The sequence below is a fragment of the Halobacillus sp. ABD4_316 genome (assembly GCF_056161385.1).
The window spans coordinates 907,112-924,438 of the sequence record NZ_JBSWZA010000001.1 but is presented as its reverse complement, the minus strand read 5'-3'; the positions used below and the strand labels follow the sequence as shown (position 1 = coordinate 924,438).

Below are 17,327 nucleotides of genomic sequence, written 5' to 3'. Positions count from 1 at the left end.
GCCATTTAGTTGGTACTGGAGTACAAGGAGAGTGAACCCGTGAAAAATCAAGCCTTTAACTATATATGTGGTTCTGTTCTCCTGCTGTTTATGCTTATTTTGCCCTTTTATGCCCCTGTCCAGCACTATCTATCCATCCCGACAGAAGTAAAAGTCGGCGCCAGCCCTGATCAACCTTCTGTTGACCAGGAAGCGTGGACGGCGTTTTCGTCCACAAATGATCACGAAGTGTTTTATGAGTTTGCAGGTGTACCGGTTAAAAAAACCAGCCTGGAGCCGTTCAAGGATATCCGGTTGATCCCCGGCGGTCAGTCGGTAGGTGTAGAGCTTCATACGAAAGGTGTGCTTGTCGTAGGGCACCACCTTGTAAACGGAAAAGGCGAACAACGGACTTCTCCAGGAGAAAAGGCGGAAATTCTCATCGGCGACATCCTGCTTGAAGGCAATGGAGAGGAAATTAACAGTATGGAGAAATTATCCTCCATCGTAAAGAAAACCGGGGAAAAGGAAGAACCCCTGAAACTGAAAATTAAACGGGGAAAGGAAATAACGACGACAAGCCTGACACCGGCCTACAACCCGCGGGAAAAGGAATATCAGATTGGTCTGTATATTCGTGATTCTGCAGCTGGGATAGGGACAATGACTTTTTATGATCCTGAAACGAAAAAGTATGGCGCTCTCGGTCATGTCATCTCGGATATGGATACGAAGAAGCCGATTGAAATTCATGAAGGCACCATTGTCAAATCGCAGGTCACCTCCATTGAAAAAGGAGCACAGGGCGTTCCGGGAGAGAAAAAAGCCAGGTTTTCCTTGAGGAACGACCGCCTCGGAATCATTACAAAAAACACGCCGTTCGGTATCTTTGGAACATTAGATGATGATATGACGAATGAGGAATATCCGGAGGGACTTCCGATCGGTTTCGCAGAACAGGTGGAAGAAGGCCCGGCTCAAATTATGACGGTCCTTGACGGGGAGAAAATGCAGACCTTTGATGTGGAAATTGTCAGCAATATGCCGAAGAAATCTGCGGTAACAAAAGGAATGATTGTCAAAATCACAGACCCTGAGCTTCTGGATAAAACGGGAGGGATTGTTCAGGGGATGAGTGGCAGCCCGATCATCCAGAATGGAAAAATCATCGGTGCCGTGACTCATGTGTTTGTCAATGATCCGACAAGCGGATATGGCGTCCATATAGAATGGATGCTTCAGGAAGCAGGTATTAACCTTCATGAAGAAGAACGGGAAAAGAAAGCAGGCTAGGAGCTCATAAAGGGCTCCTTTTCCTTTTCGTCGACAAATTTCGACACCGATGGCCGGGCATATGTCGAATACATACGAAAAACCGAGTATTTTTAAGCATTTGCCAGATATCCTCTAATTCTTTATATTTTTTGTTATAATAAAAAAGGAAAGTCTTATATGCCTGTCGAATACGTGTATTACGGAAATAAAGAGGATTATTCTCTTAAGGAGGAAAAAGGAATGGAAAAGATTCAAGTGTGTTTGGCTGATGATAATAGAGAGCTGGTAAAGCTTCTTGAAGAGTATTTTGAAGACACTCACGATATAGAAGTGGTCGGTACTTCCTACAATGGAAAAGACTGTCTGCAAATGGTCGAAGAGAAGAAACCGGACGTGCTGATTTTGGATATCATTATGCCGCACCTCGACGGCCTTGCTGTGTTGAACAAGCTGAGGGATATGGACAAGCATCCTGAGGTCATTATGTTAACCGCGTTCGGCCAGGAAGAAGTGACGAAAAAAGCTGTCGAACTTGGAGCGGCTTATTTTATGATGAAGCCATTCGACCTTGATCACCTTGGAGAGCAGGTCCGCCAGATCAAACATGCCGGCGATCCCATCAATCGTGCCCTCGGCAGCAGTTATTCCTCAGCAAGATCGAAAAAACCGGATCTCGATACAAGCATCACCCATATCATTCATGAAGTCGGGGTGCCGGCCCACATTAAAGGGTATCAATACCTTCGTGAAGCCATTACAATGGTCTATAAAGATTTGGAACTGCTTGGATCCATTACAAAAGTTCTTTATCCGGATATCGCCACTAAATATAACACAACAGCATCTCGTGTCGAACGGGCCATCCGCCACGCCATTGAAGTAGCCTGGAACCGGGGCAATATCGATGCTATTTCCTCCTTGTTCGGCTATACGATTTCCAATACAAAAGCAAAACCCACGAACAGCGAATTCATCGCGATGGTGGCTGATCGTCTCCGCCTGGAGCATCGAGCAAGCTGATCCATTGAAAAAGCACGTATGTGACAACATACGTGCTTTTTTATGTCATTAGCTGTTTAATTTGTCCTGCAAGCTCTGCGTTATCATAAACCCCTTCGTCAATGGAAAAGAGCTCGTCCTTCAAGAAATCATGGGCTTCCTTATCGACAAAGGCAAGGCCGTCGAGGTTAATCAACCGGTAACTGAAAGGAAGGTCCAAATATTGAATAATGACATATCTGTGTCCTTGATCAAAATAGCTGCAAAGGACAGACATCTCGCTGTTTTCTGGATAATATCGTGTTCCACCGAACCCGTCATTCATCAAAACCATCTGATCACCCTTCCTCCTAGTATCCATAATATAGGATAATAAACAAATATGTAACAAATTTATAAGGAAATTGTAAAAAAATTGTAGAAATATAAGAAAAAAAGTTTTTTAAATTTTTTTGATAAATCTGTTCAACTTTCCGCCTCCTTTGTGTTACAATTCTTAATTATTAATTACTTTGGTACTCTAATGAGGTGTTGTACATATGAAAGTCGTAAAATTTGGCGGCAGCTCCGTTGCCGATGCAGGACAGCTCCAAAAAGTGAAGGATATCGTAACGTCTGAAGATAACCGGCGTGTTGTCGTCGTTTCCGCTCCTGGGAAACGATACAGCGGCGATCAGAAAGTGACCGATCTGCTCATCAAGCTGGGGGAATCAATCCAACACGATCAGGTTGACCATGAGGTATATAAAATGATCGTTGACCGTTTTCAATCGATGGTCAATGAGTTGAACCTTCCGATGAATGTATTGGAAGAAGTGAGGAAGCGGTTGGAGTTCTCAATGGATCAGGTGCAGAAAAAAGAAGCCAAAGCCATAGACTCCTTGAAATCCTGTGGTGAAGACGGGACCGCGTTAATCTTGAGCGCTTATTTAAGGCAGGAAGGTTATGACTCCTCTTATGTAAATCCGAAGGAAGCGGGCATTCTGGTCCGTGATGAACCCGGTGGAGCTCTTGTGTTAGAAGAAAGTTTCGACCAGCTCTACCGTTTAAGGGAGCGCAGGGAAATCCTCGTCATCCCCGGATTTTTCGGTTACACACCTGAAGGGACCCTTGTAACCTTCTCCAGAGGTGGGTCGGATATTACCGGTTCGATTGTGGCAGCAGGGCTGCAGGCGGAACTTTACGAGAACTTCACCGATGTGGATTCGGTCTATTGTGTGAATCCGATGTATGTGGACCGCCCGAAGGAACTGACTTCTCTGACCTACAGGGAAATGCGTGAATTATCGTACGCCGGCTTTTCGGTTTTTCATGATGAGGCGCTTATTCCAGCTTTTAAAGCTAAAATTCCCGTCTGCATTAAAAACACAAACAACCCTTCCGCGCCTGGGACAATGATTACAGCAGATCTGCCTGAGCGTGAATCCCATGTAGTGGGAATTGCCAGTGACAAAGGCTTTCTTAACTTGTATGTCAGTAAATACTTGATGAACAGAGAGCTTGGTTTTGGGCGGAAACTTCTGCAGATTCTGGAAGATGAAGGAGTCTCCTTTGAACATGCCCCTTCTGGAATCGATGACATGTCTGTTGTACTAAGGGATCACCAGCTTCCGCCGGAGAAAGAGGAAGTGGTCGTCGGCAGAATTAAGGAAGAATTGAAAGTGGACACGGTTATCATCGAACGGGATATGGCGATGATTATGATCGTGGGAGAAGGAATGAACCAGACCATCGGAATTGCCAGCCAGGCAGCCTGTGCCTTCAGGGAAGCTGATGTGAACATCGAGATGATTAACCAGGGATCTTCTGAGGTTTCCATGATGTTTGGAGTGAAGACAGAAGGACTGGCTGATGCAGTTCAGTCGTTATACCGCACGTTTTTCGAATAATAGATAGAAAAAGACGAAGCCCTTAAAATCGGGGCTTCGTCTTTTTTAGATCATCGAACTGCTGGTATAAATCATTCAGTGTGTGAATGCCGTGCTGTTCGGTCTTCTCCAGAAGGAAACGGAACAATTCTGCCGTCATAATAGCATCATTCAAGGCATGGTGCCGCTCCCTTTTTTCAATGCCGACATGTTTCAGTAGTGGATCGAGCTGATGGCGGACATGCGGGAGCAGCCATTGGGCCATCACCTGGGAATCAATTACGTGCGGGTCATACTGAGGAAGCTTCCATCGTTTCAGCATTGTTTTGAGAAAACGCATATCAAATTTTGCTGGATGAGCGACCAAGACGGATCCTTCGCTGAACTCCATGAAAGATTGAAATCCTTCAATAAAGGGACTGGCGTTTCTCAACTGATCCTTGGAAAGGCCGGTAAGACGAAGAGTCTGCTTGTTGACAGGACGGATCGGCCGGATCACTTGATAAAACGTCTTTCTGTGACAGGCATTCCATCCGTTCAAACGAATCGCCCCGATGGAAATGATCTCGTGACCGATTTCAGGAAGGAAGCCGGTGGTCTCTAAATCGAAGATGGTAAAATCAAGAGAGGTCAGCGGCTGCTCTTTGAAGTGCGCCTCTTTCCCGGCCTCGTGAAGGCTCTGTTCCAGCTGGTGATACGTATGCCATCTTAAATAAGGTTTTATTTTGTAATGATATAATGGTTTTTCAAAAAGCAGATACTTTATGATCTGTAAGTCAACAGGTAACATCAAACCACCCGATTTCGGTTATAACTCAGTTCAAGCACCTGCTGCAGCCGTTTCGCAATAATAAGCGCTTCTCTCAAGGAGCGGCGTTCTTCCTTTTTCAGTGGAGCGAGCTTTAAGTCATTGGATAAGGTGTCTCCTTCTTCCAATTGCTCAAGGTTGGACTGCAGACGGAAAAGCATCAGCCTGTGCAGGGCTGTCTTTGCGTTTTCCACGTCCCTGGGGTGGAAACGTTCATGTTCGGCCAGGGCGTCCAGGCGGTTGACTGTATTGATTTCTTCAATTCCATATTTCATGCTGTAAATGCGTATGGCGTTGACAATCTGCATGATGGCAGATTTTTTGATATTCAAGGTGCGTTTTTTACCGATGCCTGAAATCCTGCCAAAAGGCTGCACGGGAACGCGGAACCGAAGGGTATCTTTCATCAAGAGCTGATGAAGGTTCAAGGATTTCTGAACCTTTTGTGTTACGTATTTTTTCAAATCATAGGCCAGGGAGTAGTCTCCGCTGATAGGCCTGAAATCCATGAAAATGGTGAAATCGCGGATTTCTTCCGCATCCATCTTGGTGATCCATTGATCGATATCCGCATGCCATTCATCTGTCTGTTTTCTCCATTTGTCCTCTTTGGCCATGATTCCTCCTGTGCAGTACGGATATCCGCACTCATGGAGCATATCATTGATCTTCCTGGAAAAAATGGAGAAATAGGCATCGATTTTCTTCTTATGCTTGGACTTATCGTAATCCGCCATGATCATCGCATTATCCTGATCGGTGGAAAAAGCCTGCTCCTTACGGCCTTCACTTCCAAGCACAAGAAAACAATAGTTCACCGGCGGCGCACCATAGCCTTCGCGAATCATTTCGTCTTCTGCAATCTGAACAATCTGCTTATGAATTCTATCGTTGTAGTTTGTCATCAATTCCGCAATATCATAGGCCAGCATCTTGTCTTTAATCAAGCTGCGGACAAACTGCTGGAACCGTTCATTATAAATCGGGGACAATGACTTGATTTCCTCCACACTCGCAGAATTGGAAATTTTGTAGGTGAGGTCGAAATACACCGAGTTCTTGATGGTGAAAAACGACGACTGCCTTAAGATACCGACCACTTTGTCCTTGTGCAGGACCGGAATGATTTCTGTCGGATGGTGTTTCAAATAACTAAGCGCATCATAGATGAACTCCTGCTCACTAATTTCATATGCTTCCTCTGACATATAGGCTTGGACGGGGTTGTTATGATCATTTTCGAAGTAGGCTTTTAAAATTTCGCTGTAGCCGATCATCCCAACCATCGACCTTGAATCCTCGCTCACGATAAGCGCTTCAATTTTTTGCTGCTGCAGCATCCGGGCTGCTTTTTCAATGGAAGCCTGGGGATGGATGAATGTAGGGGGCTCCATGTAAGCATCGGCTCTTTTTTTATATAATTCACGGTCGTCCTCCTCATCTGTGGAGGAACTTTTATATTTGACCTCGTCATACAAGCTTTTCATCAAGTGGCTGATCCCGTCCATCACCACTTTGGAAAACTGGGTATTGTTTGACATGATCTGCAGGAAGGATTCACGTTCAAAACAGATCGTTTTTATCGGTTCAAGAGCCTGTACAGAGAACCGCATTTCTCCGCTCGTCAATAAGATCATGACTCCGATCAAATCACCGGGATAATAAAAGCGGACAGACAGCTGCCGGCCGTTGGACCGGTGCATAATGTTCTTGGCAAGACCGGAGATCATAAAGTGGATATCGATCGAATCATCTTCCTGATCCTCATGAATGATAAATTCGTTTGTGCTGTATTCCTTTACGGAAGCTTTTCCGAAAACGTCCTGGAATTCCTCCTCAGACAACAGGTCAAACGGGTACTGCTGCCTGAATAATTCAAACTCTGTCACAGAGCAAAACTCCTTCATTCTGGATAGTTGGATTGTTTGAACCGTCCTTTAGTCAAGTTCCTTTTTCTGTCCCGGTGGAGAATGAAGCCTCCAATGAAAGCCAGTCCGCCTGCGAAAAATAGAATACCAGCCAGACCCTGGAGGGCAATATGAAAGTAAAGATCATGGAATTCCCCGAAAAGGGCATCACGGATTAATTTTATGCCGTAGACGGCGATCAAACCCGGAGTTACTAATAGCAGTAGTGCTATGAGGCGCATGGGCATCGCTCCTTTTTATAGTCCATTCACAGTATATCAAATGGGGAGGGAAGTGGGAACAATCCCATGCTTGCTAAAATATGCAGATTGATATACGATGAAGTTACGCAAAATATTGCAGGGTGTGGTGAAATGAAACGAGTATTGATTGTTGGAGCCGGCAAAGGCGGTACCGCTCTGCTGAAGCTGCTTAGTCAAGTGGACCGTATGCAGGTAGTGGCTGTGACAGACATCAATTCAGACGCTCCTGGTCTTGCTCTTGCGGAATCCTGTGGAATTCCTGCGGGCGGGTCCTGGGAGGAATGGATACATAAAAAGATTGATATCGTTATTGAAGCGACTGGACAGGAAGATGTGTTCCAGGCGATTAGAGAAGAAAGAGACGAAACGACGGTTGTTATTCCAGGGTCTGTGGCTTATGTGACAGCCGAACTTCTTGAAGAAAAGGAAGCTCTTGTTCAAAAGCTGAAACGACAGACGGATAACCAGCATTTCATTTTAAACAGCATTCACGATGGGATGATCGTCGTCGATAACAAGGAGAACATTACATTCATCAACCCCAGCGCTTCCCGGATTCTGGGCAGAAGTCATCAGGACGTTCTCCATTGTCCTGTTCAAGAGATTATTCCCGCCTCCAGACTGCCTTACACGATGGCATCCAAACACGAGGAAGTGAACAAGAAGCTGGAACTGGAAAATGGAAAGACGGTTGTGACAACCAGGATACCAATGATTGATGAAGATGGAAGTGTCATTGGTGCCTATGCCGTGTTCAAGGATATTACAGAGGTGGTTCACCTGGCTGAGGAAGTCACCGACCTGAAAGAAGTCAAAACCATGCTGGAAGCTATTATACAATCGTCGGATGAGGCGATTTCTGTTGTAGATGAGAATGGAAGCGGTTTAATGGTAAATCCTGCCTACACAAGGATTACCGGACTTCCGGAAAAAGACATCGTCGGAAAGCCCGCGACAGTGGATATTTCAGAAGGAGAAAGTATGCATATGAAAGTCCTCCGTACGCGCAGGCCTGTCCGAGGAGTACGGATGAAGGTTGGTCCTGCCAGGAAAGATGTCCTGGTGAACGTGGCCCCTGTTATTGTCGATGGCAGACTAAAGGGAAGTGTCGGAGTTCTGCATGATGTATCAGAGATTAAATCCCTGACAAGTGAATTGAAAAGAGCCCGGCAGATCATCCGAAGCCTTGAAGCGAAATACACGTTTGATGACATTATCGGAGATTCACCTGAAATGACCCTTGCACTCGAACAGGCCAAGGTCGGAGCCCGGACTCCGGCATCGGTGCTCCTGCGAGGCGAATCAGGTACAGGGAAGGAATTGTTTGCACATGCCATCCATAATGAAAGCGGGAGACGTCATAACAAGTTTATCCGGGTGAATTGCGCGGCTATTGCCGAGTCGCTGCTTGAAAGTGAGTTATTCGGATATGAGGATGGAGCTTTCTCCGGGGCGCGCCGTGGAGGGAAAAAGGGATTATTCGAGGAAGCAGACAACGGCAGTATTTTTCTTGATGAAATAGGAGAATTGACTCTGCCTATGCAGGCGAAACTTTTGCGTGTGCTTCAAGAAAATGAAATGATTCGTGTGGGCGGAACCAAACCGGTTCACATTGATGTGCGGGTCATTGCTGCTACGAATATAAATCTGGAAAAAGCGATTATGAATAAAAATTTCAGAGAAGACTTGTATTACCGGCTGAACCGTCTTCCTATTTATATCCCTCCTCTCCGGGAAAGGATTGAGGACATCCCCTTGCTGTCCGCCCACCTGATCCAAAAGCTCAACGAGGATTATGGGCGTAACGTAACGTCCCTCAATGAAGCGGCTTACCAGTGTTTAATGGACTATCCGTGGCCTGGAAACGTAAGGGAACTGGAGAATATTATCGGAAGAGCGATGATCTATATGGAACATACAGATGAAATCATAAAGCCTGAACATCTGCCCGCTCTTAAAAAACAAGAGGATTCCGTAGAACCGGGCCGGACATCTGCTGGTTGGAGAGGGGAGACATTGCAGGAGGCTGTGGACGACTATGAAAAGAAACTGCTCGTCGAAGCGTATCGTTCGCACGAGTTTAATAAGACCAAAACAGCCAAGGCTCTCGGTATTTCCATTAGAAACCTTTATTATAAGCTTGAGAAGTATGGATTGGATAAAAACAGCATGCAATATTTTTCATAATGCAGAATCCTGCAGGTGCCGAAATGCCTTGTGGGGCTGTACGGGCGTCTCAGACTTTTGGCATGAAATTTGCATGAATGAGATTAGGGATGAGGTGAAGCTTTGAAATCGTTAGATGAACTGGTAGAAACCATTGACCGAACCAGCAGACAAACCGTGGCTGTCGCTCAGGCCGCAGATCCAGAAGTATTAAAAGCCGTGAAAATGGCCTTGGACCAGGAACTGGCTCGTTTTATCCTTACAGGTGAAGAAGCGGATCTTAAAACGTGTGCCGCGGAGGCGGGCCTGTCGCTTGACCACCCGGATCTGCAGTGGAAACCGGCGCAGCCGAAAGAAAGTGCCCTCATGGCTGTACAGGCTGTAGCAGAGGGGGAAGCGGATGTCCTGATGAAAGGGCATGTAGATACGAAGACCCTCCTGCAGGCAGTGCTCCATAAGGAATACGGCCTTAAAAAGAGAAAGGTTCTTTCCCACGTAGCTTTGTTTGAAATTCCCGGGAGAGACCGATTAATATACTTAACAGATGCCGCTATGAACATTCAGCCAACGCTGGAAGACAAAGTAGAGATTATTCTGAATGCGGTGGAAGTGGCCCACAAAGCAGGGTGGGACAATCCGAAAGTGGCTGCCCTCGCAGCCGTAGAGGCGGTCAATCCTAAAATGCCGGCATCCACCGATGCAGCCTTGCTGACCCAGATGAACCGCCGTGGTCAAATCGCGGGCTGTGTGGTTGACGGCCCGCTCGCCTTTGATAATGCGGTAGATGCAGAAGCGGCTGCTCATAAGAACATTCAGTCAGAAGTAGCCGGCCAGGCAGATATCCTCGTTGTTCCTACCATCGAGACGGCCAATGCGCTTTATAAATCATTTGTATACTTCGCCCATGCCAAAGTGGCGGGTGTGATCAGTGGAGCATCTGCTCCCATCGTGTTAACATCAAGGGCTGATGAAGCCCAGAGCAAAATTTACTCACTGGCTTTAGCTTTAAAAGCCAGTCAATCCTAGGAGGAATACAAAATGGAAATTTTCAGCTATATGCAGGAATATGATTACGAGCAGTTGTTGTTTTGTCAGGATGAACAGTCTGGTTTGAAAGCGATTATCGCCGTTCATGATACGACCCTTGGACCCGCTCTTGGAGGGACCCGCATGTGGACGTATGCATCCGAAGACGATGCAGTTGAAGATGCGCTGCGTCTTGCTAAAGGAATGACCTATAAAAACGCAGCGGCCGGTCTGAACCTCGGCGGTGGAAAGACCGTGATCATCGGTGATCCGAAAAAGGATAAAAATGAGGAGATGTTCCGCGCATTCGGCCGTTACATTCAAGGACTGAACGGAAGGTACATTACAGCGGAAGATGTGGGGACAACAGTTCAGGATATGGATTTGATTCATGAGGAAACCGATTATGTCACAGGGATTTCTCCTGCCTTCGGTTCTTCCGGCAACCCTTCCCCTGTAACAGCCTATGGGGTATACCGTGGTATGAAAGCAGCTGCTAAGGAAGGCTTTGGATCAGATTCCCTTGAAGGTAAGACCATTGCCGTCCAGGGTGTCGGGAACGTAGCTTTCACCTTGTGCCGCCATCTTCACGAGGAAGGTGCGAATCTGGTTGTTACCGATATAAATAAAGAAGCTGTTCAGCGTGCTGTTGAAGAATTCGGAGCTAAAGCAGTGGAGACGGATGAAATCTACAGCGTGGACTGTGATATTTATGCACCGTGTGCTCTGGGTGCGACCATCAATGATGAAACGATTCAGCAGTTGAAAGCGAAAGTCATTGCCGGTGCAGCAAACAACCAGCTCAAGGAAACGAAACATGGTGATATTCTTCATGAGAAAGGCATTGTCTATACACCGGATTATGTCATCAATGCGGGGGGCGTGATCAACGTTGCCGATGAACTTCATGGGTACAATAAGGACCGTGCGATGAAGCGAGTGGAAACCATCTACGATAACGTTTCCCGTGTATTTGACATTTCCCGCCGTGATAATATTCCTACGTATCTTGCAGCGGATCGTATGGCGGAAGAACGCATTGAGCGTATGCGTCGTTCCCGCAGCCAGTTCCTGCAGAACGGCCATCACATCCTAAGCAGAAGACAGAACGGATAACGGAGGTCTTTGTTGTGCACACTCATCGAATCCTGGTTATAAACCCCGGTTCCACGTCAACAAAAATCGGCGTGTTTGATGACCTGGAAGCCGTCTTTGAAAAAACGATCCGCCACAGCGGAGATGAAATCAATCAATTCAAACGTATTATCGACCAGTACGATTTTCGAAAGCAGGTCATTCTTGATGTGCTCGATCAGGAAGGGATTAATATAAGCAGACTGAGTGCCGTCTGCGGAAGAGGCGGACTCCTGCGTCCAATTGAAGGCGGCACCTACGAAGTAAATGCAGCGATGCTTGAAGATTTGAAAAACGGCTATAATGGAGAACATGCCTCCAACCTTGGCGGCATCATCGCCTATGAAATTGCCCGCGGGCTGAACATCGGAGCCTATATCGTCGACCCCGTGGTTGTCGATGAGCTCCAGGAGCTCGCCCGGATCTCAGGCGTGCCGGAAATCCCGAGGAAGAGTATTTTTCACGCCTTGAACCAAAAGGCGGTCGCCCGGCGTGCGGCAGCTGATCTGGAGATGGATTATCCGGAGGCCCGTTTGATTGTCGCTCATATGGGTGGAGGAATTACCGTCGGTGCTCATATTGGAGGCCGTGTAGTTGATGTCAACAACGGTCTTCACGGCGATGGTCCTTTTTCACCTGAACGAGCCGGTACCGTGCCTGCCGGTGACCTTGTCTCGATGTGTTACTCAGGCCAGTATTACCGTGATGAAGTCATGAAGAAACTCGTCGGACAGGGAGGGCTCATGGCTTATCTCGATACCAATGACGCCAGGGAAGTCGAAAGTATGATCGCCCATGGCGACAAAAAGGCCGAAATAGTTTTCAACGCTATGGCCTACCAGATTGCCAAAGAGATCGGAAGCATGAGTGCTGTGATGGAAGGTCGTGTGGACGCCGTCGCTTTGACAGGCGGACTGGCCTATGGAAAAGCCTTCATCAAAGAGATTTCCAAACGGGTACACTGGATTGCTGATGTGCTCGTTTATCCAGGAGAAAATGAACTGGAGGCATTGAATGAAGGAACACTGCGCGTCCTCAATCACGAAGAAATTCCAAAGCAGTATCCGAATTTTCAGGAATAAAAAGGAGCGGTAGATATGGCAGAGGAGTATGATTTAGTAGTTCTAGGAGGCGGGACGGGAGGCTACGTAGCCGCCATCCGTGCTTCAAGGCTCGGCTTGAAAACAGCGATTGTTGAAAAGCGTGAACTGGGCGGAACCTGTCTTCACAGAGGCTGTATTCCATCAAAAGCATTATTGAGAAGTGCAGAAGTTTTCAAACAAACGAAAGAAGCCGACAGCTACGGTATTACAGTTGAAAACCCTGTATTGAACTTCCAGAAAGTCCAGGAACGAAAGCAGTCGATTGTGGACACATTACATAAAGGTGTTCAAGGTTTGATGAAAAAAGGGAAAATTGATGTTTATGAAGGTTTCGGCCGAATTCTCGGCCCTTCCATCTTTTCACCGACCGCAGGAACCATCTCTGTTGAAATGAACAACGGTGAAGAGAATGAAATGCTGATTCCGAAAAACGTCCTTATTGCAACCGGCTCCAGTCCAAAAAGTCTGCCCGGCCTGGAAGTGGATGGGCAGGATGTGATGACCTCCGATGAAGCCTTGAATATGGAAGAACTCCCATCGTCCATTATCATTGTCGGGGGCGGAGTTATCGGCATCGAGTGGGCTTCCATGCTCGCGGACTTCGGCGTTGAGGTGACCGTCCTTGAGTATCTTCCTCACATTCTCCCAACAGAAGATGAGGATATTTCCAGGGAAATGAAAAAACAGATGAAGAAAAAAGGTGTGGACGTTGTTACCGGTGCCAAAGTCCTTTCCGAAACACTTGAAACGGAAGATGGTGTCACAATCCAGGCTGAAGTTGACGGAGAAACCACAACCTATAAAGCGGAAAAAATGCTCGTATCTGTCGGTCGTTCCGCCAATGTGACCAACATCGGTCTTGAGAATACGGATATTCAAGTGGAGAACGGCTTCATACAAACGAATGACTATTATCAAACAAAAGAAAGTCATATTTATGCGATTGGTGATGTAATCGGTGGGATGCAGCTGGCCCATGTCGCTTCTCATGAAGGAATGACGGCGGTGGAGCACATGTCAGACAACGAGCCCCATCCATTGAATCCTGAACAGATTCCAAGCTGCATTTATTCCAGCCCGGAGGCTTCCAGTGTCGGACTGACGGAAGCACAGGCCAAGGAAAAAGGGTATAACATTAAGACCGGTAAGTTTCCGTTTCAGGCCATCGGTAAGGCACTCGTACACGGGGAAACGGACGGATTCGTGAAAATCATTGCCGATAAAGATACCGACGATCTGCTGGGTGTCCATATGATCGGCCCGCATGTCACCGATATGATTTCGGAAGCAGGGCTGGCCAAAGTTCTGGATGCAACGCCTTGGGAGATTGCTGAAACCATCCATCCTCACCCAACCCTCGCCGAGGCTGTCGGAGAGGCAGCGATGGCTGTTGATGGGAATCAGATTCACGGATAAGAACAAAGGAGGGAAACTCATGGCTGAAAACCGCCATAAGGATTTAGGATTAACGGACGAACAGGTGCTGGATATGTTCCGCACCATGCTATTAGCTAGAAGAATTGACGAACGGATGTGGCTTTTGAACCGTGCAGGGAAAATTCCATTCGTCATTTCCTGTCAAGGGCAGGAAGCCGCCCAGGTCGGCGCCTCCTACGCACTGGACCGAGATAAGGACTATGCGCTTCCTTACTACCGTGACATGGGAGTTGTGCTTTCCTTTGGCATGACGGCACAGGATTTGATGCTTTCCGGTTTCGCTAAAGCGGAAGATCCAAACTCCGGAGGGAGACAGATGCCAGGACACTTCGGCCAGAAGAAAAACCGGATTGTTACAGGGTCATCTCCCGTAACCACCCAGGTGCCTCACGCTGTAGGGATCGCTCTTGCAGGGAAAATGGAGAAGAAAGATTTCGTTTCTCTCGTTACTTTTGGAGAAGGATCTTCCAACCAGGGGGATTTTCATGAGGGAGCCAACTTTGCAGGCGTCCATAAACTCCCTGTGATCTTCATGGTTGAAAATAATAAATACGCTATTTCTGTTCCGGTCTCCAAGCAGCTGGCCTGTGAGAAAGTATCCGACCGGGCGATCGGGTACGGCATGCCTGGGTATACGGTCGACGGAAATGATCCACTTGCTGTTTATGAAGCAGTAAAAGCTGCTGCAGACCGCGGACGTAACGGGGAGGGGCCGACATTGATCGAGACGGTTTCCTACCGCCTGACGCCGCACTCCAGTGATGATGACGACCGTGTTTATCGGGAGCGTGACGAAGTAGATGAAGCGAAGAAGAAAGATTCCATCGTTACGTTTGCCAACTATCTCCGTGAGCAGGGGATTTTGACGGGAGAGAAAGAAACAGAGCTGAATGACGAAATCAATCAAATCGTCAATGAAGCCACCGACTATGCTGAAAATGCGGCTTATGCCGAGCCGGAATCAGCAATGAAATACGTGTACGAAGAGTAAGGAGGGGGCACGATTATGGCAGTCATTTCGTATATTCAAGCTGTCACCCAGGCACTTCGGGAAGAAATGCAGCGGGATGAAAAAGTATTTGTACTAGGAGAGGACGTTGGTAAGCGCGGAGGCGTTTTCCGTGCAACGGACGGCCTTTATGATGAATTTGGAGAAGATCGTGTACTGGATACGCCTCTTGCCGAGTCTGCCATTGCTGGTGTGGGCATAGGAGCGGCTATGTATGGGATGCGTCCGGTTGCTGAAATGCAGTTTGCGGACTTTATCATGCCGGCGGTCAACCAGATTATTTCAGAAGCAGCGAAGGTCCGTTACCGGTCCAACAACGACTGGAGCGCCCCTATCACTATCCGTGCGCCGTACGGGGGGGGAGTTCACGGGGCTCTTTATCACTCTCAGTCTGTTGAAGCAGTATTCGCCAATCAACCGGGCCTTAAGATTGTGATGCCGTCCACACCTTATGATGTGAAAGGTCTGCTTAAAGCGTCCATCCGTGATAACGATCCTGTTCTTTTCTTTGAGCATAAACGGGCCTACCGTTTGATCAAAGGGGAAGTTCCTGAAGAAGATTACACACTTCCGATTGGAAAAGCAGATGTGAAGCGGGAAGGATCGGACATTACGGTCATTACGTACGGATTGTGCGTTCATTTTGCTCTTCAGGCAGCAGAAAAGCTTGCAGAAGAAGGCATTGATGCCCACATCCTCGACCTTCGTACGGTTTACCCTTTAGATAAGGAAAGCATCATTGAAGCAGCTTCCAAAACTGGAAAAGTGCTGCTTGTCACGGAAGATAACAAAGAGGGCGGGATTATTTCAGAGGTTTCTGCTATTGTCAGCGAAAACTGTCTGTTTGATCTTGACGCTCCTGTCCAGCGTCTCGCAGGTCCTGATATTCCTTCCATGCCGTATGCACCGACAATGGAAAAGCATTTTATGATGAATCCTGATAAAGTCGAAAAAGCGATGCGTGATCTCGCAGAATTTTAATGGAGGAGGCGTTCGTCGTGGGCGTAGAAAAAATCAACATGCCTCAACTCGGAGAGAGTGTAACAGAGGGCACTATCAGCACCTGGCTGGTCCAGCCAGGAGATAAAGTAAACAAATATGATCCGATTGCTGAAGTCATGACGGATAAGGTGAACGCGGAAGTCCCTTCGTCCTTCACGGGTGTGATCAAGGATTTAGTGGCTTCTGAAGGAGATACCATCGAAGTTGGTGAACTGATGTGTCATATTGAAATCGAAGGTGGAGGCTCTTCCTCAGAACCGGCAGCGGCTGAGCAGAAAGAAGAACCTTCAACGTCGTCTTCAAAGGCACAGGCATCCGAACCCGCTTCGAATGGGAAGGACCAGGGGCAGAAGAAACGCTATTCACCGGCAGTCATGACCCTTGCTCAGGAAAATGACATTGATTTAAATCAGGTGGACGGGACGGGCCGCGGCGGCCGGGTCACCCGCAAAGACGTTGAGAAAGTGATTGAAAGTGGAGGAGTTCCAAAAGCCGAAGACCGTCCACAGACGGAACAGAAAGCTCCGGCTGCCGAACCGTCTGCGCCCGAATCCGCAGCCAAGCCGGCTCCTTCTGTTCCTGACGTCCAGGCAGGAGAAGGGGATATCGAAATCCCTGTCACCGGCGTCCGTAAGGCGATTGCTGCCAATATGGTAAAATCCAAAACCGAAATTCCACATGCGTGGATGATGGTCGAAGTGGATGTGACCAATTTGGTGGAGCTCAGAAATGCGAAGAAAAATCAATTTAAAAAACAGGAAGGCTACAGCCTGACCTACTTTGCTTTCTTCGTCAAAGCTGTTGCCCAGGCCTTGAAAGAATATCCACAGCTTAATAGTACATGGGCAGGCGATAAGATCATTCAACGCAAGGCGGTTAACTTGAACATCGCTGTCGCTAAAGAAGATCAGTTGTTTGTGCCCGTGATTAAAGATGCCGATGAGAAAAGTATCAAAGGCATTGCCCGTGATATTACAGAACTGGCTGGTAAAGCCCGTGACGGGAAATTGACGTCCAAGGATATGGAAGGCGGAACCTTTACTGTAAACAATACGGGTTCGTTCGGATCCGTTCAGTCCATGGGTGTAATTAATCATCCACAGTCAGCCATTCTACAGGTGGAATCTATTGTGAAGAAACCGGTCTATCAAAATGGCATGTTCGGTGCGCGTGATATGGTTAATCTCTGTCTGTCGCTGGATCACCGTGTGCTTGATGGTCTTGTTGCCGGTAATTTCCTTGCCCGTGTAAAGGAAATTCTCGAGAAAATGAGTGAAGAGAATACTTCCATCTATTAAAGAGGAGAAGCAGCTGCATCGGCTGCTTACAGGCTGCCTGCTAAAGTTTCAGG

15 protein-coding genes are annotated in these 17,327 nt (G+C 47.4%); 11 read left to right on the top strand and 4 right to left on the bottom strand.

The features are described from left to right. The first annotated feature begins 39 nt into the window (after positions 1-39). Complete coding sequence (gene spoIVB / locus ACXAJH_RS04980) at positions 40-1,272, top strand: SpoIVB peptidase (protein ID WP_474968952.1); 1,233 nt, start codon at positions 40-42, stop codon at positions 1,270-1,272. A 222-nt stretch (positions 1,273-1,494) separates the two neighbouring features. Further along, complete coding sequence (gene spo0A / locus ACXAJH_RS04975) at positions 1,495-2,274, top strand: sporulation transcription factor Spo0A (RefSeq protein WP_027955451.1); 780 nt, start codon at positions 1,495-1,497, stop codon at positions 2,272-2,274. 40 nt (positions 2,275-2,314) lie between these two features. Here the strand turns inward: spo0A and ACXAJH_RS04970 are convergent, their stop codons facing one another. Then, positions 2,315-2,587 (bottom strand): hypothetical protein, encoded by a 273-nt coding sequence (locus ACXAJH_RS04970; protein WP_474968951.1) that lies wholly within the window; start codon positions 2,585-2,587, stop codon positions 2,315-2,317. 205 nt (positions 2,588-2,792) lie between these two features. On the opposite strand from ACXAJH_RS04970, the gene ACXAJH_RS04965 reads away from it, so the two are divergent. After that, positions 2,793-4,142 (top strand): aspartate kinase, encoded by a 1,350-nt coding sequence (locus ACXAJH_RS04965; protein WP_474993237.1) that lies wholly within the window; start codon positions 2,793-2,795, stop codon positions 4,140-4,142. A gap of 22 nt (positions 4,143-4,164) precedes the next feature. Here ACXAJH_RS04965 and ACXAJH_RS04960 read toward each other — a convergent pair whose 3' ends face one another. Genes ACXAJH_RS04960 through ACXAJH_RS04950 form a run of 3 tightly spaced genes read right to left on the bottom strand, consistent with a single transcriptional unit; the run spans position 4,165 to position 7,078 of the window. Then, positions 4,165-4,911, bottom strand: a complete 747-nt coding sequence (locus tag ACXAJH_RS04960) for a 3'-5' exonuclease (protein ID WP_474968949.1) — start codon at positions 4,909-4,911, stop codon at positions 4,165-4,167. Continuing rightward, positions 4,911-6,818 carry a DUF294 nucleotidyltransferase-like domain-containing protein gene (locus tag ACXAJH_RS04955; RefSeq protein ID WP_474968948.1) on the bottom strand — a complete coding sequence of 636 codons (1,908 nt, stop codon included), beginning with the start codon at positions 6,816-6,818 and terminating at the stop codon, positions 4,911-4,913. The genes ACXAJH_RS04960 and ACXAJH_RS04955 overlap by 1 nt, the downstream gene beginning before the upstream one ends. 14 nt (positions 6,819-6,832) lie before the next feature. Then, positions 6,833-7,078, bottom strand: a complete 246-nt coding sequence (locus tag ACXAJH_RS04950; RefSeq protein ID WP_027955456.1) for a DUF2627 domain-containing protein — start codon at positions 7,076-7,078, stop codon at positions 6,833-6,835. 132 nt (positions 7,079-7,210) lie between these two features. On the opposite strand from ACXAJH_RS04950, the gene ACXAJH_RS04945 reads away from it, so the two are divergent. The 8 genes from ACXAJH_RS04945 (at position 7,211) to ACXAJH_RS04910 (ending at position 17,274) form a co-directional block, all read left to right on the top strand. Continuing rightward, complete coding sequence (locus ACXAJH_RS04945) at positions 7,211-9,286, top strand: sigma-54 interaction domain-containing protein (protein WP_474993235.1); 2,076 nt, start codon at positions 7,211-7,213, stop codon at positions 9,284-9,286. Positions 9,287-9,388: 102 nt separating this feature from the next. Then, on the top strand, positions 9,389-10,291 hold the full coding sequence (yqiS, locus tag ACXAJH_RS04940; RefSeq protein WP_474993233.1) for a phosphate butyryltransferase: 903 nt from the start codon (positions 9,389-9,391) through the stop codon (positions 10,289-10,291). Between the two features lie 12 nt (positions 10,292-10,303). After that, a complete protein-coding gene (bcd, locus tag ACXAJH_RS04935) occupies positions 10,304-11,407 on the top strand; it encodes a branched-chain amino acid dehydrogenase (protein ID WP_474993232.1) in 1,104 nt (367 codons plus the stop codon). A gap of 14 nt (positions 11,408-11,421) precedes the next feature. Next, a complete protein-coding gene (buk, locus tag ACXAJH_RS04930; RefSeq protein WP_474968944.1) occupies positions 11,422-12,507 on the top strand; it encodes a butyrate kinase in 1,086 nt (361 codons plus the stop codon). Between the two features lie 15 nt (positions 12,508-12,522). Further along, positions 12,523-13,944 (top strand): dihydrolipoyl dehydrogenase, encoded by a 1,422-nt coding sequence (gene lpdA, locus ACXAJH_RS04925; RefSeq protein ID WP_474992465.1) that lies wholly within the window; start codon positions 12,523-12,525, stop codon positions 13,942-13,944. A 19-nt stretch (positions 13,945-13,963) separates the two neighbouring features. After that, positions 13,964-14,956, top strand: coding sequence for a thiamine pyrophosphate-dependent dehydrogenase E1 component subunit alpha (locus ACXAJH_RS04920; RefSeq protein WP_474993230.1), 993 nt, complete (start codon positions 13,964-13,966; stop codon positions 14,954-14,956). 15 nt (positions 14,957-14,971) lie between these two features. Beyond that, a complete protein-coding gene (locus ACXAJH_RS04915) occupies positions 14,972-15,955 on the top strand; it encodes an alpha-ketoacid dehydrogenase subunit beta (protein ID WP_474992469.1) in 984 nt (327 codons plus the stop codon). Between the two features lie 17 nt (positions 15,956-15,972). Beyond that, on the top strand, positions 15,973-17,274 hold the full coding sequence (locus tag ACXAJH_RS04910; protein WP_474968941.1) for a dihydrolipoamide acetyltransferase family protein: 1,302 nt from the start codon (positions 15,973-15,975) through the stop codon (positions 17,272-17,274). Positions 17,275-17,327: the final 53 nt, after the last annotated feature.

Bases quoted from the DNA above. Each gene is read 5' to 3' on its own strand.
- ACXAJH_RS04970 (WP_474968951.1), bottom strand. From the start codon at position 2,587: ATGGTTTTGATGAATGACGGGTTCGGTGGAACACGATATTATCCAGAA.
- ACXAJH_RS04920 (WP_474993230.1), top strand. From the start codon at position 13,964: ATGGCTGAAAACCGCCATAAGGATTTAGGATTAACGGACGAACAGGTG.
- ACXAJH_RS04945 (WP_474993235.1), top strand. From the start codon at position 7,211: ATGAAACGAGTATTGATTGTTGGAGCCGGCAAAGGCGGTACCGCTCTG.
- ACXAJH_RS04960 (WP_474968949.1), bottom strand. From the start codon at position 4,911: ATGTTACCTGTTGACTTACAGATCATAAAGTATCTGCTTTTTGAAAAA.
- spo0A (WP_027955451.1), top strand. From the start codon at position 1,495: ATGGAAAAGATTCAAGTGTGTTTGGCTGATGATAATAGAGAGCTGGTA.
- ACXAJH_RS04965 (WP_474993237.1), top strand. From the start codon at position 2,793: ATGAAAGTCGTAAAATTTGGCGGCAGCTCCGTTGCCGATGCAGGACAG.
- ACXAJH_RS04950 (WP_027955456.1), bottom strand. From the start codon at position 7,078: ATGCGCCTCATAGCACTACTGCTATTAGTAACTCCGGGTTTGATCGCC.
- ACXAJH_RS04915 (WP_474992469.1), top strand. From the start codon at position 14,972: ATGGCAGTCATTTCGTATATTCAAGCTGTCACCCAGGCACTTCGGGAA.
- bcd (WP_474993232.1), top strand. From the start codon at position 10,304: ATGGAAATTTTCAGCTATATGCAGGAATATGATTACGAGCAGTTGTTG.
- lpdA (WP_474992465.1), top strand. From the start codon at position 12,523: ATGGCAGAGGAGTATGATTTAGTAGTTCTAGGAGGCGGGACGGGAGGC.